Here is an 18,855-nt window from a genome sequence, read left to right as displayed (position 1 = left end):
TAACTATATAGCGCTTGCATCCTTCCGAAGCTTCTGCCACATTGTGGACGTTGTAACTATGGAGGCACAACATGACGCGCTATGACTTAGTGGCTGATATGCATCAGTGTGTTAACGATCTGGAACTGGCACTGGGTGAATTGCGTCAGCAGATTGAAGCGACACCCTTGCTGATCGCCCGTGTCTTCAGCCTGCCGCCCGTGGTTAAAGGCCGCGAACATGAGGCGATTACCCGGATTGCCGTTGAGCAGCATCTCGGTGAGCGCGCGTTAAAGATGGCGCTTGACCACTACTGCCGCCTTTTTATGCAGCACCAGTCTGAACAGCTGAGCACGAAAGCAGCCGTACGCTTACCCGGCGCACTCTGTATTGAATGTGATGCGCAACAGGAAGCGGAAATCGTCTCGCTGGTCGAACTTATCAACCAGCTGAAAGCAAGGCTGGAGCAGCTGATTACCGTGGATTCAGGGCTGCCGAGTGAAGCGCGTTTTGAGTTTGTCCACCAGCACCTGCGCGGGCTGATTACCCTGAATGCCTATCGCACCATTACCCTGCTGAGCGCGCCAGACAGCCTGCGTTTCGGCTGGGCCAACAAGCACATTATCAAGAATCTCAGGCGCGAAGAGGTGATCGCCCAGCTGGAAAAAAGCCTGAAGTCGGGACGGGCGAAGGCACCGTGGTCACGGGAACAGTGGGCGGAAAAAGTGCAGGAAGAGCTGGCAAGCGTACGCGCCCTGCCCGCTTCGGCACGGCTGAAAATCAAGCGTCCCGTAAAAGTTCAGCCGGTGGCTCGTGTCTGGCGCGCGGATGAACAGAAGCAAACGCAACTCGCCTGCCCGTCGCCAATACTGGTGATCTGTCGCGATCGCACTCAGGTTCCGGCGCTGGGCGAGTTACTCAATTACGACGCCGATAACATAACGCATCGTCATAAACCGGCCGCTGAGCCACTGAATCTGCTGATACCCCGCCTGCATCTGTGGGTTGATTGCCCCCTCTGAATAAAAAAGGCCAGCATCTGCTGGCCTCTGACTCATCCTGAATATCAGGACTTCATGCTGCCGACCATCTCTTCCGGCCGGACCCAGGCATCAAACTCTTCTTCGGTAAGATAACCCAGCTTCAGCGCGGAGCCTTTTAACGTCAGCCCCTCTTTGTGCGCCTTCTTGGCAATTTCTGCCGCTTTGTCATAGCCAATATGAGTATTGAGCGCCGTCACCAGCATCAGTGACTCGTTCAGCAGCTGGTCGATACGCTCGCGCACCGGCTCAATGCCGACAGCGCAATGATGATTAAAGCTGTCCATGCCATCTGCCAGCAGACGAATCGATTGCAGGAAGTTATGGATCACCATCGGACGGAACACATTGAGCTCAAAGTTACCGGACGCGCCGCCCATATTAATGGCGACATCGTTGCCCATCACCTGGCAGCAGAGCATGGTCATCGCTTCACACTGCGTTGGATTCACTTTGCCTGGCATGATGGAGCTACCCGGTTCATTTTCAGGAATAGCAATTTCGCCGATGCCGCAGCGCGGACCGGATGAGAGCCAGCGCACATCGTTGGCGATCTTCATCAGTGAAGCAGCCAGCCCTTTCAACGCGCCATGCGCATGCACCAGCGCATCACAGGTGGCCAGCGCTTCAAACTTGTTAGGCGCAGTGACAAACGGTTGCTGCGTGAGGTCGGCCAGCGCCTTCGCCACGCGCACTGCATATTCCGGGTGGGTATTCAGGCCGGTGCCAACTGCGGTTCCGCCCAGCGCCAGTTCCGCCACGTGCGGAATGCTCTGTTCGATATGCTTCAGATTATGCTCCAGCATCGCCACCCAGCCGGAAATCTCCTGGCCCAGCGTCAGCGGCGTCGCATCCTGCAGGTGAGTACGGCCAATTTTGACGATATCTTTAAAGGCGTCAGACTTCTGGCTCAACGTCTTTTTCAGTACCTGAATTTGTGGGATCAGCTGTTCGCGCAGGGCAATCACGGCGGCGACATGCATCGCCGTCGGGAAGACATCGTTGGAGCTCTGGCTCTTGTTCACATCGTCGTTGGGATGGACCAGGCGCGACATACCGCGCTCGCCGCCGAGGATTTCACTTGCGCGATTCGCCAGCACTTCGTTCATGTTCATATTGGTCTGCGTGCCGGAACCGGTTTGCCAGATTGCCAGCGGGAATTCATCCGCATGCTTGTCCGCCAGCACTTCATCCGCCGCGCTGATAATCGCATCGGCGCGATCTGCGGGCAGCAGGCCCAGATCGCGGTTCACGCTGGCGGCGGCGCGCTTGGTCAGTGCCAGTGCATGCACCAGCGCGGTCGGCATTTTTTCAGTTGAGATGCGGAAGTGTTCCAGTGAGCGCTGCGTCTGCGCGCCCCACAGTTTGTCTACCGGTACGTCGATGGGGCCCATTGAATCTTTCTCAATGCGGTTGGCTGCCATGAATACGTCTCCTTCACCTTGTTTTAAAGAATGACCGCCTGGTCCGTGATCACGATCGGCTGCCAGGCAGTCAGAATAGTAATATACAATAATTTAACATTATCAGAGCTTAGCGTCCTTTTGCGCTGGATATGTATTTTTACCGGTAGTTTCTGCTTTAATAGCCGCAATAATTTCCCGTGATAAAGGATTATGCGATGCAAAAAATGAACAATTCGCTGCAAAACTACGCGTGGGGCAGCAAAACTGCGTTGACTGAACTTTATGGGGTTGAGAACCCCAAAGGGCTGCCGATGGCGGAACTCTGGATGGGCGCACATCCGAAAAGCCCTTCAACCGTTATTGATCAGGGCAGCGAGCGTTCTTTGCGTGACGTGATTGATGCTTCGCCTGCGGCGATGCTGGGCGATGCGGTGGCGCAGCGTTTTGGTGAATTGCCTTTCCTGTTCAAAGTGTTATGTGCCGATCAACCGCTGTCGATTCAGGTTCATCCCAGCAAGCATGCCGCCGAAGTGGGTTTTGCGCGTGAGAATGCAGCGGGTATTCCACTGGCTGCGGCTGAGCGCAATTATAAAGATGCCAACCACAAGCCAGAGCTGGTCTACGCGCTGACTGCGTTTCAGGCGATGAATGGCTTTCGCACACTGACGCAGATGGTTTCACTGCTGGAACCGGTGGCGGGCGCACATCCACAGATTGCGCATTTTTTGCAGCACCCTGAAAAGGATACGCTGGCCGCGCTGTTCTCTACCCTGCTGTCACTGGAGGGCGAGGCGAAATCGCTGGCGCTGGGCGTGCTGAAATCTGCGCTTGACGTGCAACAGGGCGAGCCATGGGAAACCATCCGTATGATTGCGGCAGAGTATCCTGACGACAGTGGCCTGTTTTCACCGCTGCTGCTGAATGTCATTACCCTGCAACCTGGCGAGGCGATGTTCCTCTACGCGGAAACCCCGCACGCCTATCTGAAAGGCGTGGCACTGGAGGTGATGGCAAACTCCGATAACGTCCTGCGGGCCGGTTTAACCCCGAAATATATCGATATTGCCGAGTTGATGGCTAATCTGAAGTTCGATGAGAAGCCCGCTAATGCGTTGCTGACAGCGCCGGAGCACCAGGGCAACACACTGCGCTTCCCGATTCCGGTCGACGATTTTGCCTTTGCTATTCACAGTCTCAATGCACAACCCCAGTCGCTGGCGCAGCAGAGCGCCGCGATAATGTTCTGCATCGAAGGCCAGGCCGTGATCGCCAAAGGCGAGCAGCAGGTGACGCTGAAGCCTGGCGAGTCCTGCTTCATTGCCGCCAGCGAATCACCGGTTACGGCGGCTGGCACGGGCCGACTGGCGCGGGTGTTTAACGACTTAGGGTGAAGCGGCTGACGACATGCCTGTTAACTGCTATTATTTCAACCTATTAGCTTTTAAACGCCTGCGGGCGTTTTTCTTCGGTCGCCAGGCTAAACCTGCGGCATAAGCGGACTCAAGGATAAGGACGAATCAGCAATGAAAAAGACCAATGTTGCCGTAGGTGTGATCATCGCACTGGGCGTAGTCTGGACTGGCGCGGCATGGTTCACCGGCAAGCAGATTGAAAGCCACAGGGACGAGCTGGTGCAAAATGCCAACGCTCAGCTGAATGCTTATGCTCCAAACAGCCGACTGAAGATCAGCTATCAGGACTATCAGCGCGGCATGTTCAGTAGCAAAGTGAATCTGGTGGTTCAGGCCAGCTCACAGACGGAAGATAATCCGCTGCTGAAACCGGGTCAGAGCATCATCCTGAATGAGACTATCGATCATGGTCCTTTCCCGTTCGCGCAGCTGAAGCATTTCAATCTGATTCCAAGCATGGCGTCCGTTCATACCGAACTGGCTAACACCGATGCGGTGAAAAAACTGTTTGAACTGACCGGGAACAAGTCTCTGATTAACGCAGACACCCGCATTGGTTACAGCGGCGCCACGGATACCGCGCTGCGCGTCTTGCCGGTTGACTATCAGAATGCCCAAACCGGCGAACGCCTGGCCACCAATGGCGGCACCTTCAACGTCAGTGCAGATAACAAAGGCGATAAAGTGTCGCTGGACGGTGACGTTGATAGCCTCGCGCTGACCAGCAAAAATGAGATGGGCCAGCCTGTCCTCTTCACCATTAATGGTCTGAAGCTAAGCGGTAACACACATCTCAGCCCGGAAGGCGTGCGTATCGGCGACCAGTCGGTCGACATTGAGAAGGTGAATGCCAGCATCAATGGCCAGGATGCCCTGACGCTGAATAAAATGAAAGGCACCTCCTCATTCGATAACAGCGCCGGTAAAATTGGCGGCAATATCGATTACAAGGTTGAAGGCGTTCAGCTGCAGAAACAGGATTTTGGTCAGGCAGCCCTGAAAATGAAGCTGTCTCAGTTTGATGCCCAGGCAGTCAAAGCCTTCTCCGATCGTTACAACGCGCAGATGCAGGAACTGCTGAGCCAGCCTGGCGTTGCGGAAGACCCTATCCGCTATCAGGCGGGCGTTCATCAGATTCTGATGAACAACCTGTCGATGCTGCTGAAAGGCTCGCCATCCATCAGCATCGCTCCGCTGAGCTGGAAAAACGAAAAAGGTGAAAGTACCTTCAATCTGACCGCCAGCTTCAACGATCCGTCCACCGTCACCGGCGAAGCGCAGACCCTCAGCGCCATGGTTGATCGGGTGCTGAAAAGCCTGGATAGCAAACTGGTCATCAACATGCCGATGGCCACCGAAACCATGCGTAAGGTAGGTCTGGCTGAAGGTTATCAGGCCGACGACGCGCAAAAGCTGGCGGATCAGCAGGTGAAGGGTCTGGCGGCGATGGGTCAGATGTTCCGCCTGACTCAGCAGCAGGATAACAACATCGTGACCAGCCTGCAGTATGCCAACGGTCAGGTGAACATGAACGGCGACAAGATGACGCTGGAGCAGTTCATGTCCCGCTATATGCTGGGCATGCCCACCAGCGAAGGCATGCCACAGTAATTGCGCTGTCTTCCATCAAAGGCGACCTCCGGGTCGCCTTTTTTATGCCGACCCGCGAATAACCAGCTGTGGCGGCATAATCACGTTTTGCCGGGCGGCGTCAGGATGCGCCATCCGCTGCAGGATACGATCTGCGGCCACGCGGCCAATCTCCCGTGCGGAACTGGTGACAAACGTCAGAGGGGGATCGGTGAGTTCCGCCTGCGGTTCATCGCCAAACCCCATTAAAGCCAGTTGTTGATCGTAATAGCTGTCGACTGCACCACGGGAAAATGTGCGCCCGGTGCGCATCAGCCCAAAATAACACCCCAGCGCGGTAGTGGCATTGTAAGCCAGCACGGCGGTCAATCGGGGATGGTGCTGAAACAACTGGACCGCCGCTTCGGCCGCCTCTTTCTGGGTACTGCCGCATTCAATAATCCATTCAGGCCTGAACGGCAGACCATATTGCAGCAGTGTGGCGCAATAGCCGCCAAGCCGTTCCGCCCGCGTCAGTGAAGCGCTATGGCCGCCCAGCCAGGCAATCCGCTGATGTCCCTGACGAATCAGGTATTCAGTGGCAAGACGCGCAGCCTGAGCATTATCGGGACGGATAGCGTCCACCTCTTCCAGGCTACTGGCGCGCGCGGCGCAGACTAACGCCATATTCAGTTCGCTGGCTCTCGTCACAATCTGGCTGGCCTTGTCGGCACCGCCTCCCAGCACTATACCATCCACCCCATGAGCGACCAGTGACTCAAAGCAGCGATGCAGATGCTGCCCCTGAGCACCGCTTTGCGTCAGGAACAGCAATTTGCCCTGCTTCTCCAGCGCTTCGCTCAGACCTGCCGTCATCTCGGCATAAAACGGCTGACTGAGATCGCGGACAATCAATCCAATCACACCACTCTCACCGCCACGCAGCATGGTCGCTGAACGGTTACGGACGAAGCCGAGTTGCTCAATGGCCTCATTCACGCGTGACATGGTGGCCACAGAGATCCGTCCTTTACCGGATAACACCAGCGATACCGTGGTCACCGAGACGCCCGCCGCCGCCGCAACATCATTGATGGTGATTTTACTCATCAGATTACTCAACTGAACTACAGCATTAGAAAACAAGGTAAAACGTTACACCTTATGACGTCAGAATAATATCACCCATGACCTGAGGATTGTGATTCAGCGCGCATAAGATCCAGGTAAAACGTTTTATCATCCCGCCACTTTACTCAATGGTCCTTTTATCCAGGAGCGTTCATGTCACCCTCTCACCAAAAAATGTCCGTCTGGGAATTTTTCCAGAGTCTGGGGAAAACCTTTATGCTGCCGGTTACCCTGCTCTCATTCTGCGGCATCATGCTCGGGATTGGCAGTTCACTGAGCAGCCATGACGTTCTGACTCTGTTACCTGTGCTTGATCACTCCTGGCTCCAATATCTCTTTCTGTGGATGGCCAAGCTGGGATCGTTTGCCTTCAGCTATCTGCCGCTGATGTTCGCTATTGCGATTCCGCTGGGTATGGCGCGCGAGAACAAAGGTGTTGCAGCGTTTGCCGGTTTCGTGGGTTATGCTGTATTAAACCTCAGCATCAACTTCTGGCTAAATATCAATGGCATTCTGCCGACCACTGATGCCGCCCTGCTGAAAGCGAATAACGTTCAGCCGATCATGGGGATTCCGTCGATCGATACAGGCATACTGGGTGCGGTGATTGTGGGTATCGTCGTGTTCTGGCTACACGAGCGCTTCCATAACATCCGACTACCCGATGCGCTGGCCTTTTTTGGCGGCACCCGGTTTGTCCCGATTATCACCACGCTGGTGATTGGGTTAATGGGGCTGGTCGTGCCGCTGATCTGGCCATTTTTCGCACGGGGCATTACCGGATTAGGCTGGATGATTAATAGCGCGGGTGACTTTGGCCCGATGATTTTTGGTACCGGCGAACGCCTGCTACTGCCGTTTGGCCTGCAGCATATTCTGGTGGCGATCATGCGCTTTACCGATGCAGGCGGCACACTGGATGTGTGTGGCAGGAGCGTCAGCGGTGCGTTAACCATTTTCCAGGCGCAGCTCGCCTGCCCGGAAACCCACGGTTTTGCTGAAAGCGCGACCCGCTTCCTGTCTCAGGGCAAAATGCCGGCCTTCCTCGGTGGTCTGCCTGGTGCCGCCCTGGCCATCTATCACTGCGCCCGGCCGGAGAATCGCCATAAGATTAAAGGTCTGTTAATCTCTGGCGTAGTGGCCTGCGTGGTCGGCGGCACCACTGAACCGATCGAATTTCTGTTTCTGTTTGTCGCCCCCTTCCTCTATCTTATCCACGCTCTGCTGACCGGTGTTGGCTTCACCATCATGGCGATACTCGGGGTTACTATCGGCAATACAGATGGCAATATCATCGACTTTGTCGTGTTTGGTGTACTACACGGCCTGTCGACAAAGTGGTACTGGGTACCGGTTGTTGCAGCGATATGGTTTGCCGGTTACTACCTGATTTTCCGTTTCGCCATTCTGCACTTCAACATCAAAACGCCGGGCCGGGAAGTAGAAAATACCAGTGCGGTTGCGCAGCAGGTCAGCAATGCCGGTAAAGGTAAATCGGGCTATAACTCACCGGCTATCCTGGCGGCGCTGGGCGGCGTTGAGAATATTACCTCGCTGGACAACTGCCTGACACGTCTGCGTTTAACCATGGCGGATATGAGTAAGGTGGACGATGCGGCGCTGAAAGCCAACGGCGCGATTGGGGTTGTGCATCTCAATCAGACCAGCCTGCAGGTGGTCATTGGCCCGCAGGTGCAGTCGGTGAAAGATGAACTGTCACACCTGATGAATGTGACTGCATGATGCGCTGGAGCCGATAATGTTTAACTTTGACGAAGTCATCGATCGCCGTGGCAGCTGGTCTACGCAGTGGGATTTTGTGGCTGACCGCTTTGGCGTATCCGATCTGTTGCCATTTACCATTTCCGATATGGACTTCAGAACAGCACCAGCGGTTCAGCAGGCGCTGGCGCAGCGCGTGGCACACGGCGTGTTGGGTTATAGTCGCTGGCAGCATGACGATTTTCTTTCCGCCTGCTGTCACTGGATGTCCAGTCGTTTCGGCTACCAGCCCGATGCTGACACGCTGGTTTATGGCCCGTCAGTGATCTATATGGTGGCGCAGATGCTGCGTCGCTGGAGTCACCTGGATGATGAAGTGGTACTTCATACTCCCGCCTACGATGCCTTTTATAAAACTGTACGCGGCAATCAGCGACAGGTGCTGGAGATGCCGTTGCAGCGGGATCGCGGGCGCTGGCGATGTGATATGGCCGCGCTGGAGACGCGACTGGCGCGCCCGCGCTGCAAAATCCTGTTGCTCTGCAGCCCCCACAATCCCACCGGCAAAGTCTGGACGACAACGGAGCTGCAACAGATGGCGGCGCTCTGCGATCGTCACGGCGTGCGGGTGATCAGCGATGAAATCCATATGGATATGATCATGGGTAATCAACCCCATACTCCGTGGGCCAGCGTGGCACGCAGTGACTGGGCGCTGTTTACCTCGGCGTCTAAAAGCTTCAACGTGCCGGGCCTGACGGGTGCGTGGGGCATCATCCCGGATGCGGCGGACAGAGCAGCCTGGTTTCAGGCGCTGAAAAATGCTGACGGCCTTTCGTCTCCGGCGGTGCTGGCCGTCACGGCACACGTTGCCGCCTACCGACATGGCGAGCCGTGGCTGGATGCGCTACGCAGCTATCTTTACGGCAATTTCACGCGGGTTGCCGATCGCCTCAACACTGAGTTTCCCGGACTTAACTGGCACATCCCTGAAGCGACCTATCTCGCCTGGATCGATATGAATGCGCTGGGTATTCCTGAAGAGGCACTGCAACAGGCGCTGATCCAGCAACGGGTGGCGATTATGCCCGGCTCAACCTACGGCGACGCAGGCAGCGGGTTTCTGCGTCTTAACGTTGGCTGTCCGCGTAGTAAGATTGAAGATGGCATTTCGCGCCTTATTGCGGCGATACATCAGTTGCAGGGCTGACATCCATCGGCGAAGTGGCTCTCACTCGCTGGTTATGGGTAATTAAGCAGCATCCGGCGAGGCTGTTGCGCAAATAGCTGGCGCTGTTGCGCAAGATATTTTTATAATGCTCTGCACTTCACCGACAACTGAGCGAGTGCGCCATGATCGATTCAAAAATCCCACTGACTGATATTCACCGCCACCTTGATGGCAACATTCGTGCACAAACCATTCTCGATTTAGGTCGCCAGTTTAACCTTACCCTGCCCGCCACCACGCTTGAGACTCTGCTTCCGCACGTGCAGGTCGGCGAGAATGAACCTGACCTGGTGAGCTTCCTGCAGAAGCTCGACTGGGGCGTGAAAGTGTTGGGCGATCTGGATGCCTGCCGCCGGATCGCGCAGGAGAATGTCGAAGATGCCGCGCGCGCCGGCATTCACTACACTGAACTGCGTTTTTCCCCTGGTTATATGGCGATGACCCACAACCTGCCGATTGCCGGTGTGGTCGAAGCGGTGATCGAGGGCGTACGCGCAGGTCGGCAGCAACACGATATCGACGTGCGTCTGATTGGTATTATGAGCCGTACCTTTGGCGAAGATGCCTGCCTCGGCGAGCTGGAAGGTTTGCTTGCCCATCGCGATCACATCACTGGGGTCGATCTGGCGGGAGATGAGCTGGGCTTCCCGGGCAGCGAGTTCCTGAGCCACTTTACCCAGGCGCGCGATGCCGGCTTCCGCGTTACCGTACATGCGGGCGAAGCGGCTGGACCAGAGAGCATCTGGCAGGCGATTCGGGAGCTGGGCGCTGAACGTATTGGTCACGGTGTGAAAGCGATCGAAGATCGCGCGCTGATGGATTTCCTGGCGGAGCACCGGATTGGTATTGAATCCTGCCTGACCTCCAATATTCAGACCAGCACTGTGCCCTCACTGGCGCAGCATCCGCTGAAAACCTTCCTGGAGCATGGCATTCTGGCGACCATCAACACGGATGATCCGGCGGTTCAGGGCATTGAACTGGCGCATGAGTATCAGCACGCCGCACCGGCTGCCGGTCTGAGCGCAGCGCAGATGCGTCAGGCGCAGGAGAATGGTCTGACGATTGCCTTCCTCAGCGAGGCTGAGAAAGCGGCTATCCGCGCACGCGTGCAGTAATCCTGAAGCGTAGCGACAAAAAACGGGCCGGATAACCGGCCCGTCACTCTGCTGCCCCAACACACTCCGGGCAATTCTGACAGCCACGCATATGCTTGACGCGCAGGGAACACGGTCAGAAGTGGAAAGCGTCCCGCGCCAGGACGGCGAGGGCCGAGCATGCCATGGATGGCGGCTTTTGCGTCTTTCCGATCTGGCCGTGCTCCCTTCGCTGGCTCGGTCTTGCAGTTGGCGCTGCTAATAAAACGGGCCGGATAACCGGCCCGTTCTGCTTTCTGCATTAAGCACCTGCAGATCAGACGCGCTTCAGCGACATCGTCTGGCGTTTCTCAGCGGATTGCAGACCCAGTTCAATCAGCTCCATCACCTGAATCGCCTCTTCCGCCGTCACCGGATTGTTACCGCGTCCGGCAATCGCATCGCGGATGCCCGCATAGTAAGCGGGATAGTTGCCCGGCTGAGTCAGTTGAGTAGTTTCCGTCAGTGAATCACCGTCAACTAACGTCAGCGTGCCGTCGCGCATGTCATAACCCCAGTCCTCCTGCGGCGGGAAATCCCCCGACTTCAGGCGATCTTCCTGTGGGTCCAGACCATATTTGACGTAACTGCCGCGCGTGCCGTGGACGGTATAACGGGCAGATTCTGCTGCCACCAGCATGCTGGCGTGCAGCACCACGCGGCGCTGCGGGTAGGTCAGCGTGGCATGGAAGTAGTCGGTGGTCTGCGCGCCCGGACGCATCTCGGCCAGGTCGACATTAATAGCGACCGGCGGGCCAAACAGCTGCAGCGCCTGGTCCAGCAGATGTGGCCCCAGGTCATACCAGATTCCGCTGCCTGCGCCCTTCATTTCGCGCCAGCGATTACGCACTTCCAGACGGAAGCGGTCAAAGTGCGATTCGAAATAGCGCACTTCACCCAGTGAGCCTGTCTCAAGGAGGGATTTCAGCGTCAGAAAGTCACTGTCCCAGCGGCGGTTATGGAACACCGATAGCAGCAACCCTTTGGCTTTCGCCAGCGCATCCAGTTCGCGCGCCTGTGACAACGTCACGGTAAACGGCTTGTCGACCACCACATGTTTACCGGCGTTCAGCGCCGCTTTTGCCAGCGGGAAGTGGGTGTCGTTGGGGGTAGGAATAACAATCAGTTGCAGCGTAGGGTCGTCCAGCAGCGCCTGAGGATCGGCCACCACTTTAACAGCAGGCCAGTCGGCGTGGACTTTGCTGGCGTCGCTACTGGAAATGGCTGCCAGCTCGACGTCCGGTGTCCCTGCAATCAGCGGGGCGTGAAACGTTTTACTGGCAAAACCGTAGCCGATCAGACCAACACGTAATTTATCGCTCATTTTGATTCCTCTTTGTCGCTAACCTGAATGATTTAAGACTATTAACCAGGTGAGGACAAGGCGGAATCTCCCGAAAAAACTAAGAGATAGCACTCCGCGCCAGGGGCCAGGCCGTCTGCGCCGCCAGGCTGTCATGTGCGTCCTGATTGCGGCGGCGGAAATCGCTGGGACTGACACCAACACGCTTGCGAAACACGCGCGAGAAGTAGAGCTGGTCGTCGTAACCCACTTCACGCCCTACCGAGGCGATCGGTTCCTGGGTGGTCTGCAGCAACAGTTTGGCGCGAATAACGCGCTGATCTTCACGCCAGCGCAGCAGATTTACACCCATCTGCTCGCGGAACAGGTGTGCCAGCCGCGACGGTGACAGGCAGACGTGACGCGCCACCTCTTCAATCTTCACTTCGCTGGCAAGATGGTTGGTCACATACTGGCAGGCTTCAATTACGCGTGGATCGCGGATGAGCTGATGACTACGCGGATCTTCTTCAACGGCACGTAGCAGTAGTCGCTCCAGCAGGTTCATCGCCAGCTCTTCCGCAAAGCGCCGACCCGAATTATGGGTCTGTTCGATACTGGCAAACAGTCGGTCAAACTCGCCACGCAGTGACTCAGGCAGCAGCAGTCGTCCCACACCCTCCTGCTCATCCTGCCAGCGCAGCCAGTCGTGCCAGTAGGCGCGCGGACGGAAATAGACCCAGCGGTGGAACCACTGCGGACTGTCCGGCGCGCGACCATAGTAGTGGGCGGTTTTTGGCTGAAACAGCAGCATTTCGCCGGGCTCGCAGTCAAATGCCCGCTCGCCGTCGAATACCCGCCCTTTGCCTTTAATGGTGAGATTCAGAATGTAACCTTTCATGCCGTGCGGGCGGTCGATAAAAAAATCGAGCGGACCATCGGCAGTGATGGGCGTCAGCCCTGCCACCAGCCAGGCATTGAATGAATAGCCCGGCAACAAGGGGTTTTGCTGCTCAGCCGGTAATTCGCGGTGATACATAGCGTCCTCACTCAGTCTGTTATTGTTCGGATAGCCTGCAGACACCTCTGCGTCCGCAGGCCAACGGCTCGCTCAATCAGGCTTTTTTCTGTTTGTAACGGTCAAAAATCACCGCAGCTAACAGTATCAGACCGCGCACCACATACTGTGAGAATGGCGAGATATTCAATAAATTCATCGCATTCTCTACCGTGCCGAGGATCAATACCCCCGCCACCACGTAAGAGATCTTACCGATGCCGCCCTTCAGTGAAACACCACCCAGTACGCAGGCAGAAATCACCACCAGTTCATAGCCGATGGAGGTCATCGGCTGGCCGCTGGTCATACGTGACGCCAGAATAATGCCCGCCGCCGCAGAGACCAGGCCGGAGAGGATAAAGATGATGATACGGGTGCGCACTACCGGTACACCCGCCAGGCGCGCCGCCTCTTCATTGCCACCAATCGCGAGCGTATTACGACCAAAGGTGGTTTTGTTGAGCAGGAAGCCGAAGATCACCATGGTGGCCAGAGTCAGCCAGATCGGCGCGGGCACACCCAGCCAGTTGGCAAAGCCCAGTTCAAAGAAGCGCTCATCTTCAATACCAACGGCTTTACCGTCAGAGAAGATATAAGCCAGGCCGCGTACGATCTGCATCGTCGCCAGCGTGGTGATCAGGGCATTGATCTTCAGTCGCGCAATCACAAAGCCGTTGATAAAGCCGGTGATCATGCCGAGCACCAGTCCGGCACCCACACCAATCCACAGGCTTTCCGTCATATTGATGACCACGGCGGTGACGACACCCGCACAGGCGATGACGGAAGCGACCGACAGGTCAAAGTCACCGGAAGCCAGACAGAACAGCATGCCGCAGGCGACCATGCCGGACATCGACATCGCCAGCCCTAAGCCTTTCATATTGATAAACGAGCCGAAGTTCGGCACAAAAATCGCACAGACAATAAACAGCAGTGCAAATACCACCAGCATGCCGAAGTTGTCCCAGATGCGACCTAACTGCAGGCCGCCGCGTGAAGCGGGCTGCGGTGTATTTGAGGTCGTAGATGAAGCCATGATGATCTCCTGTCAGGCCACGGCGGCCGCTTGAGTGGTTTTGGGCATCGCCAGGCTCAGCGTCTGCTGCTCCGTGGCGTCGTCGTGCAGCAGTTCACCGGCAATGGCACCTTCACGCATCACAACGATGCGATCGGCCAGGCCCATCACTTCCGGTAAATCGCTCGAGGCGAACAGCACCGCAATGCCCCGGTTCGCCAGCTGATAAATCAGGTTATAAATTTCATGTTTGGCACCGACATCGATGCCGCGCGTTGGCTCATCCAGCAGGATCACTTTCATATCCTCAGAGAGCCAGCGTCCCAGGATCGCCTTCTGCTGATTACCGCCAGAAAGGTTCATGATCAGCTGATCGGCGCTGGGCGTTTTAATATTCAGCGAGCGGATATGGCTGTCGGCGTTCTTGTTTTCCCAGCCGTTTTTTATCAGGCAACCGGCAGTCAGGTTGTGACGGCGGGCGCTGATGTTGATGTTGTCGCGCACCGAGTGCACCGGAATAATGCCCTCAGCTTTACGATCTTCCGGGCAGAGCATGATGCCGGCACGAATGGCGTCAATCGGCTCACGCAGCGGCAGTGGCTTGCCGTCCAGGATGACCTGACCACCACGCAAACGCGTGCCGCCGAACAGGCCCTTCAGCAGTTCACTGCGTCCGGCACCGACCAGTCCAAACAGTCCAACGATTTCACCGGCATGGACTTTCAGTGAAATTGGCGTACGCACGCCCTTCGCTTCAACCTTGTCCAGCTCCAGCCGCACTTCCCCTTTGGGACGCGGTGAGTAGCCATAGATATCGCCCAGGTTGCGCCCTACCATCGCCTGCACCAGATCGTCGTGATGGGTGTTCGCCATGTCAGTAAATGTCCGCACGTAGCGGCCATCTTTAAACACGGTGATGGCATCGCTAAGGGCGAAAATCTCTTCCATACGGTGAGACACGTAGAGCACCACCCGGCCCTCCTCGCGGAGCTGGCGAATGACGCGGAACAGGTTGTCGATTTCACGCGCCGACAGGGAGCTGGTTGGCTCATCAAAGGCGATAATACGTGCATTGCGCGCCAGCGCTTTGGCAATCTCCACCATCTGCCACTGGCCCAGCGACAGGTATTTCAGCGGCATATCGGGATCGATATCCATGCCGAGATTTTTCAGCTGTACGCCCGCCTCAAAACGCATCAGCTTACGGTTGACCAGTCCATGTTTGTGCGGAATCTGACCGAGATAGATGTTCTCCGCCACGCTCATTTCCGGCACCAGATGCAGTTCCTGGTAAATAATGGCGACGCCCGCGTCCAGTGCATCCGTCGTGCGCTGAAAACTCATCGGCTTGCCTTTAATACGAATCTCACCGCCGCTCGGCTGATAACTGCCGCTGAGTATTTTTAACAGCGTCGATTTGCCTGCGCCGTTCTCGCCCATCAGAGCGTGAACTTCACCGCCACGGCAGTCGAAGGAGATATCCTGCAACGCTTTCACGCCAGGGAAAGTTTTACTGATGCCATGAAACGACAGAAATGCTGAATCAGTGTTCATGTTAATCCTCACTCTTTCGCGCCACCGGCCGGTTATGGCGGGCGACGCGAAATGGGCTATTAAGGATGCCGGGCAACGAACAGCCCGGCAGGCTCACAGTTACATCAGTCCTTTTTTCGCCAGTTCAGTTTTGAAGTTGTCACGGGTGATCAGCACCACATCAGTAACTTCGGTGAATTTAGGTGGCTCTTCACCTTTGCTGACCCAGTTGTAGAGCATCTGGCTGCTTTTGTAGCCGTGGATATCCGGGCTTGGCAGCAGCGAACCGTAGAAGCCGGTCGCCTTGTCTTTCGACAGTTCGCTGATGGCATCGACGCCGTTGATGCCGATACCGATGACGTCAGCCGCTTTAAAGCCCTGACCTTCAGTCGCACGTACGCCGCCCAGCACGGTGTTGTCGTTCATGCCGACAATCAGCCAGTGTTTGACTTCAGGATGCTGCACCAGCAGGGAGTTACCGGCATCAAACGCGCCAGGGATGTCGTTAGATTTGGTTGGGACCTGGTAGATCTGGGCTGCCGGGAAGCCAGCGGCTTTGATCGCGTCCATTGAGCCGCCAGTACGACGACGAGCGGTGTCGAGTTCGTTGGCGGTAATGGCCATCACGCCGGTGGTTTTCACATCCCAGCCGCGTTTCTGCATCTCTTTATAAAGCTCCTGACCCTGACGCTCACCAATTTTAGTGGCCGCCATCATCACCAGTGGCACGGTATCCATTGGCTTGCCTTTGGCGGTGACGAACTGATCATCCACTGCGATGACTTTCAGGCCGTAGCCGCGCGCTTTTGCCATGATGGCGGAACCGAGTTTTGGATCGGGCGTACAGATGACAAAACCTTTTGCGCCGTTCGCCGCCAGGCTGTCGATGGCATTCAGGGTTTTTTCACCATCCGGCACGGCAATTTTAATGACATCAAAGCCAAGATCTTTGCCCGCTTTATCGGCGAATTTCCATTCAGTCTGGAACCAGGGTTCTTCTGGTTGCTTGACTAAAAAACCCAGCTTCATGGTCTCGGCGATAGCGGATTGTGACATAACCGCTGCCAGGCCGATGGCCGCGAATGCTTTAGTGAATTTATGCATGATGCTCTCCGGTACCAGGTTATTTTTCGCTGCTAATAACGAATCGGTGTAAACGCTACCAGTAAGTTTTGTTTTGTGGGTACAGCCATAAATCAGTGCGTTAGGCTGGCATGTGCTGACAGAGTGTCCAGACGCTGGGCTAGTTTTAGCGGTATTAGCGAAGAAAAATGTAGAGCGGTATCACATCTTAAAATCACGGCAAAATCATCCATATATTCAGCAAATTTAACCGGTCCTTAACTTATGCAATGGATCACAAAATCACTGCCGATGACAGAAAAGTGCATATTGTCAGCCAGCCATGACTAACTGATTTGGCGCACCGAACCCAGGATAAAGGCGTTAACTAACTACAGGAGATTCCGATGCGTGCTGGAGCCATCACCCTTGGGCTGGACTTTGGTAGTGATTCGGTGCGTGCGCTGGCCGTGGATTGTCATAGCGGCAAAGAGCTGCAGAGTGCGGTGTTCAGCTATCCGCGCTGGCAACAGGGCTTATACAGCGATCCGCACACCAACCGTTTTCGCCACCATCCACAGGATTATATTGACGCTATGGAGCAGGCGCTGCTCGGCGTTCTGAATGCACTGAGTGAAGATCAGCGCAACGCCGTGGTCGGCATTGGCGTTGACAGCACCGGTTCTACCCCGGCTCCTATTGACCGCGACGGCAACGTGCTGGCGCTGCGTCCGGAGTTCGCTGAGAACCCCAACGCGATGTTCGTGTTGTGGAAAGATCACACGGCTATAGAAGAAGCGGAAGAGATTAATCAGCTTTGCCACAGTGGCCGCTTCCAGGATTACAGCCGCTATATCGGCGGCATTTATTCTTCGGAGTGGTTCTGGGCGAAGATTCTGCACGTGTCGCGTGAAGATTCGGCTGTGCGCGAAGCCGCCGTCTCCTGGGTGGAGCTGTGCGACTGGGTGCCCGCCCTGTTAAGCGGCACCACCGCACCAGATAAGCTGCGTCGCGGCCGTTGTGCCGCCGGACATAAAGCGTTGTGGCACGGCGACTGGAACGGCCTGCCCGATGTCGATTTCCTGAATGCGCTCGACCCGCTGTTAACGCAGCAGCTCGACTCCCCGCTGTTTACTGACACCTGGACCGCTGATATGCCGGTGGGCACCCTCAGCCCGGAATGGGCGCAGCGTCTTGGTCTGACGCAGACCGTGACACTTTCCGGTGGCGCGTTTGACTGTCACATGGGCGCGGTCGGCGGCGGAGCTAAACCTTATACGCTGGTAAAAGTCATCGGCACCTCAACCTGCGACATTCTGATTGCTGACGCAGAAAAGGTCGGCGATCGCGATATCAAGGGCATCTGTGGTCAGGTTGATGGCAGCGTGGTACCTGGCGCTATCGGACTGGAGGCGGGTCAGTCTGCCTTTGGTGATATCTACGCCTGGTTCAGCCGTTTGCTGGGCTGGCCATTACAGCTGGCGGCGCAGCAGCATCCGGAACTGAAGCCTCAGCTGGCTGAGATGCAAAAAACGCTGATTAAGGATTTAACCGAGGCCTGGGCTGCCAATCCGCAGCTCGATCACCTGCCGGTGGTACTGGACTGGTTTAACGGGCGCCGCACACCGAATGCAAATCAGCGTCTGAAAGGGGTGATTACCGACCTGAATCTGGGCACTGATGCCCCTGCATTGTTTGGTGGTCTGGTCGCAGCAACCGCGTTTGGCGCGCGCGCCATTATGGAGTGCTTCGAGCAGCAGCAGATCCCGGTCGAGAGCATTCTGACTCTCGGCGGCATCGCGCGAAAATCTCCGGCGATTATGCAGGCCTGCTGCGATGTGATGAATCGGCCACTGGATATCGTCGCCTCTGACGAGTGCTGTGCATTGGGTGCGGCCATTTTCGCCGCCGTTGCCGCCGGTGTTCACGCCAGCGTCCCGGATGCTCAGCAGGTCATGGCCAGTCCGATTGCCGTGACGCTGCAGCCCGATCCGGCGCGCGTTGCCCGCTATCAACAACTGTATCAACGCTATCAACAATGGTGCGTGACGGCTGAACCGCAATACGCCGCCCGCCCCGCTTCCGCGACGAGCCTCTCCCAACAGGCGTAATTGTTGCAGGCAGTCTGGACACGGACAGTGCGGAGCAACCGGAGCGTAGAGGACGTACGTGAGGATTACTCGCTGCGCTCGCCCCTTCAGGGCCGCCCTGACGGGCGTTCAGGTTGCTAAAGCAGCCTGTGTGAGCGCTGCCCAGGTTCGGAATGACAAATAA

General features: G+C 56.4%; 14 protein-coding genes. 7 read left to right on the top strand and 7 right to left on the bottom strand.

Annotated elements, in window-relative coordinates; genetic code table 11:
- Positions 1-71 precede the first annotated feature (71 nt).
- On the top strand, positions 72-1,001 hold the full coding sequence (tus, locus tag AC6I77_RS08675) for a DNA replication terminus site-binding protein (protein WP_003853450.1): 930 nt from the start codon (positions 72-74) through the stop codon (positions 999-1,001).
- A 44-nt stretch (positions 1,002-1,045) separates the two neighbouring features.
- Here tus and fumC read toward each other — a convergent pair whose 3' ends face one another.
- Positions 1,046-2,443 carry a class II fumarate hydratase gene (fumC, locus tag AC6I77_RS08670; RefSeq protein ID WP_003853448.1) on the bottom strand — a complete coding sequence of 466 codons (1,398 nt, stop codon included), beginning with the start codon at positions 2,441-2,443 and terminating at the stop codon, positions 1,046-1,048.
- Between the two features lie 197 nt (positions 2,444-2,640).
- On the opposite strand from fumC, the gene manA reads away from it, so the two are divergent.
- Entirely contained in the window at positions 2,641-3,816 is a 1,176-nt protein-coding gene (gene manA / locus AC6I77_RS08665; protein ID WP_003853447.1) for a mannose-6-phosphate isomerase, read from the top strand.
- 132 nt (positions 3,817-3,948) lie between these two features.
- Positions 3,949-5,448 carry a YdgA family protein gene (locus AC6I77_RS08660; RefSeq protein WP_497816820.1) on the top strand — a complete coding sequence of 500 codons (1,500 nt, stop codon included), beginning with the start codon at positions 3,949-3,951 and terminating at the stop codon, positions 5,446-5,448.
- A 42-nt stretch (positions 5,449-5,490) separates the two neighbouring features.
- Here the strand turns inward: AC6I77_RS08660 and malI are convergent, their stop codons facing one another.
- Entirely contained in the window at positions 5,491-6,516 is a 1,026-nt protein-coding gene (gene malI / locus AC6I77_RS08655; RefSeq protein WP_457171679.1) for a Mal regulon transcriptional regulator MalI, read from the bottom strand.
- A gap of 174 nt (positions 6,517-6,690) precedes the next feature.
- On the opposite strand from malI, the gene malX reads away from it, so the two are divergent.
- From malX to add, 3 genes are all read left to right on the top strand, one after another.
- Positions 6,691-8,280 (top strand): maltose/glucose-specific PTS transporter subunit IIBC, encoded by a 1,590-nt coding sequence (gene malX, locus AC6I77_RS08650; RefSeq protein ID WP_497816819.1) that lies wholly within the window; start codon positions 6,691-6,693, stop codon positions 8,278-8,280.
- A gap of 16 nt (positions 8,281-8,296) precedes the next feature.
- Complete coding sequence (locus tag AC6I77_RS08645; protein WP_008926236.1) at positions 8,297-9,469, top strand: MalY/PatB family protein; 1,173 nt, start codon at positions 8,297-8,299, stop codon at positions 9,467-9,469.
- 143 nt (positions 9,470-9,612) lie between these two features.
- The gene (gene add / locus AC6I77_RS08640; RefSeq protein ID WP_003853442.1) at positions 9,613-10,608 is read left to right on the top strand and encodes an adenosine deaminase; all 996 of its coding nucleotides are present in this window, start codon (positions 9,613-9,615) and stop codon (positions 10,606-10,608) included.
- A gap of 295 nt (positions 10,609-10,903) precedes the next feature.
- On the opposite strand, the gene AC6I77_RS08635 is transcribed toward add, so the two are convergent.
- The 5 genes from AC6I77_RS08635 to AC6I77_RS08615 form a co-directional block, all read right to left on the bottom strand.
- A complete protein-coding gene (locus tag AC6I77_RS08635; RefSeq protein ID WP_003853441.1) occupies positions 10,904-11,950 on the bottom strand; it encodes an oxidoreductase in 1,047 nt (348 codons plus the stop codon).
- Between the two features lie 79 nt (positions 11,951-12,029).
- Positions 12,030-12,947 (bottom strand): arabinose operon transcriptional regulator AraC, encoded by a 918-nt coding sequence (gene araC / locus AC6I77_RS08630; RefSeq protein WP_003853440.1) that lies wholly within the window; start codon positions 12,945-12,947, stop codon positions 12,030-12,032.
- A gap of 76 nt (positions 12,948-13,023) precedes the next feature.
- Positions 13,024-14,007 carry an L-arabinose ABC transporter permease AraH gene (gene araH / locus AC6I77_RS08625; RefSeq protein ID WP_003853439.1) on the bottom strand — a complete coding sequence of 328 codons (984 nt, stop codon included), beginning with the start codon at positions 14,005-14,007 and terminating at the stop codon, positions 13,024-13,026.
- A 12-nt stretch (positions 14,008-14,019) separates the two neighbouring features.
- Positions 14,020-15,540: an L-arabinose ABC transporter ATP-binding protein AraG gene (gene araG, locus AC6I77_RS08620; RefSeq protein ID WP_003853438.1), complete on the bottom strand. Its 1,521-nt coding sequence runs from the start codon at positions 15,538-15,540 to the stop codon at positions 14,020-14,022.
- A gap of 99 nt (positions 15,541-15,639) precedes the next feature.
- The gene (locus AC6I77_RS08615; protein ID WP_003853437.1) at positions 15,640-16,623 is read right to left on the bottom strand and encodes an arabinose ABC transporter substrate-binding protein; all 984 of its coding nucleotides are present in this window, start codon (positions 16,621-16,623) and stop codon (positions 15,640-15,642) included.
- Between the two features lie 365 nt (positions 16,624-16,988).
- Here AC6I77_RS08615 and AC6I77_RS08610 point away from each other — a divergent pair, with 365 nt between their 5' ends.
- Positions 16,989-18,692 carry a ribulokinase gene (locus AC6I77_RS08610; RefSeq protein ID WP_154926210.1) on the top strand — a complete coding sequence of 568 codons (1,704 nt, stop codon included), beginning with the start codon at positions 16,989-16,991 and terminating at the stop codon, positions 18,690-18,692.
- Positions 18,693-18,855: the final 163 nt, after the last annotated feature.

Source organism: Pantoea sp. X-Soil-ISGK-259, from assembly GCF_059730705.1.
The sequence above is the reverse complement of the archived record's forward strand: the minus strand, read 5'-3'. Positions and strand labels throughout refer to the sequence as shown.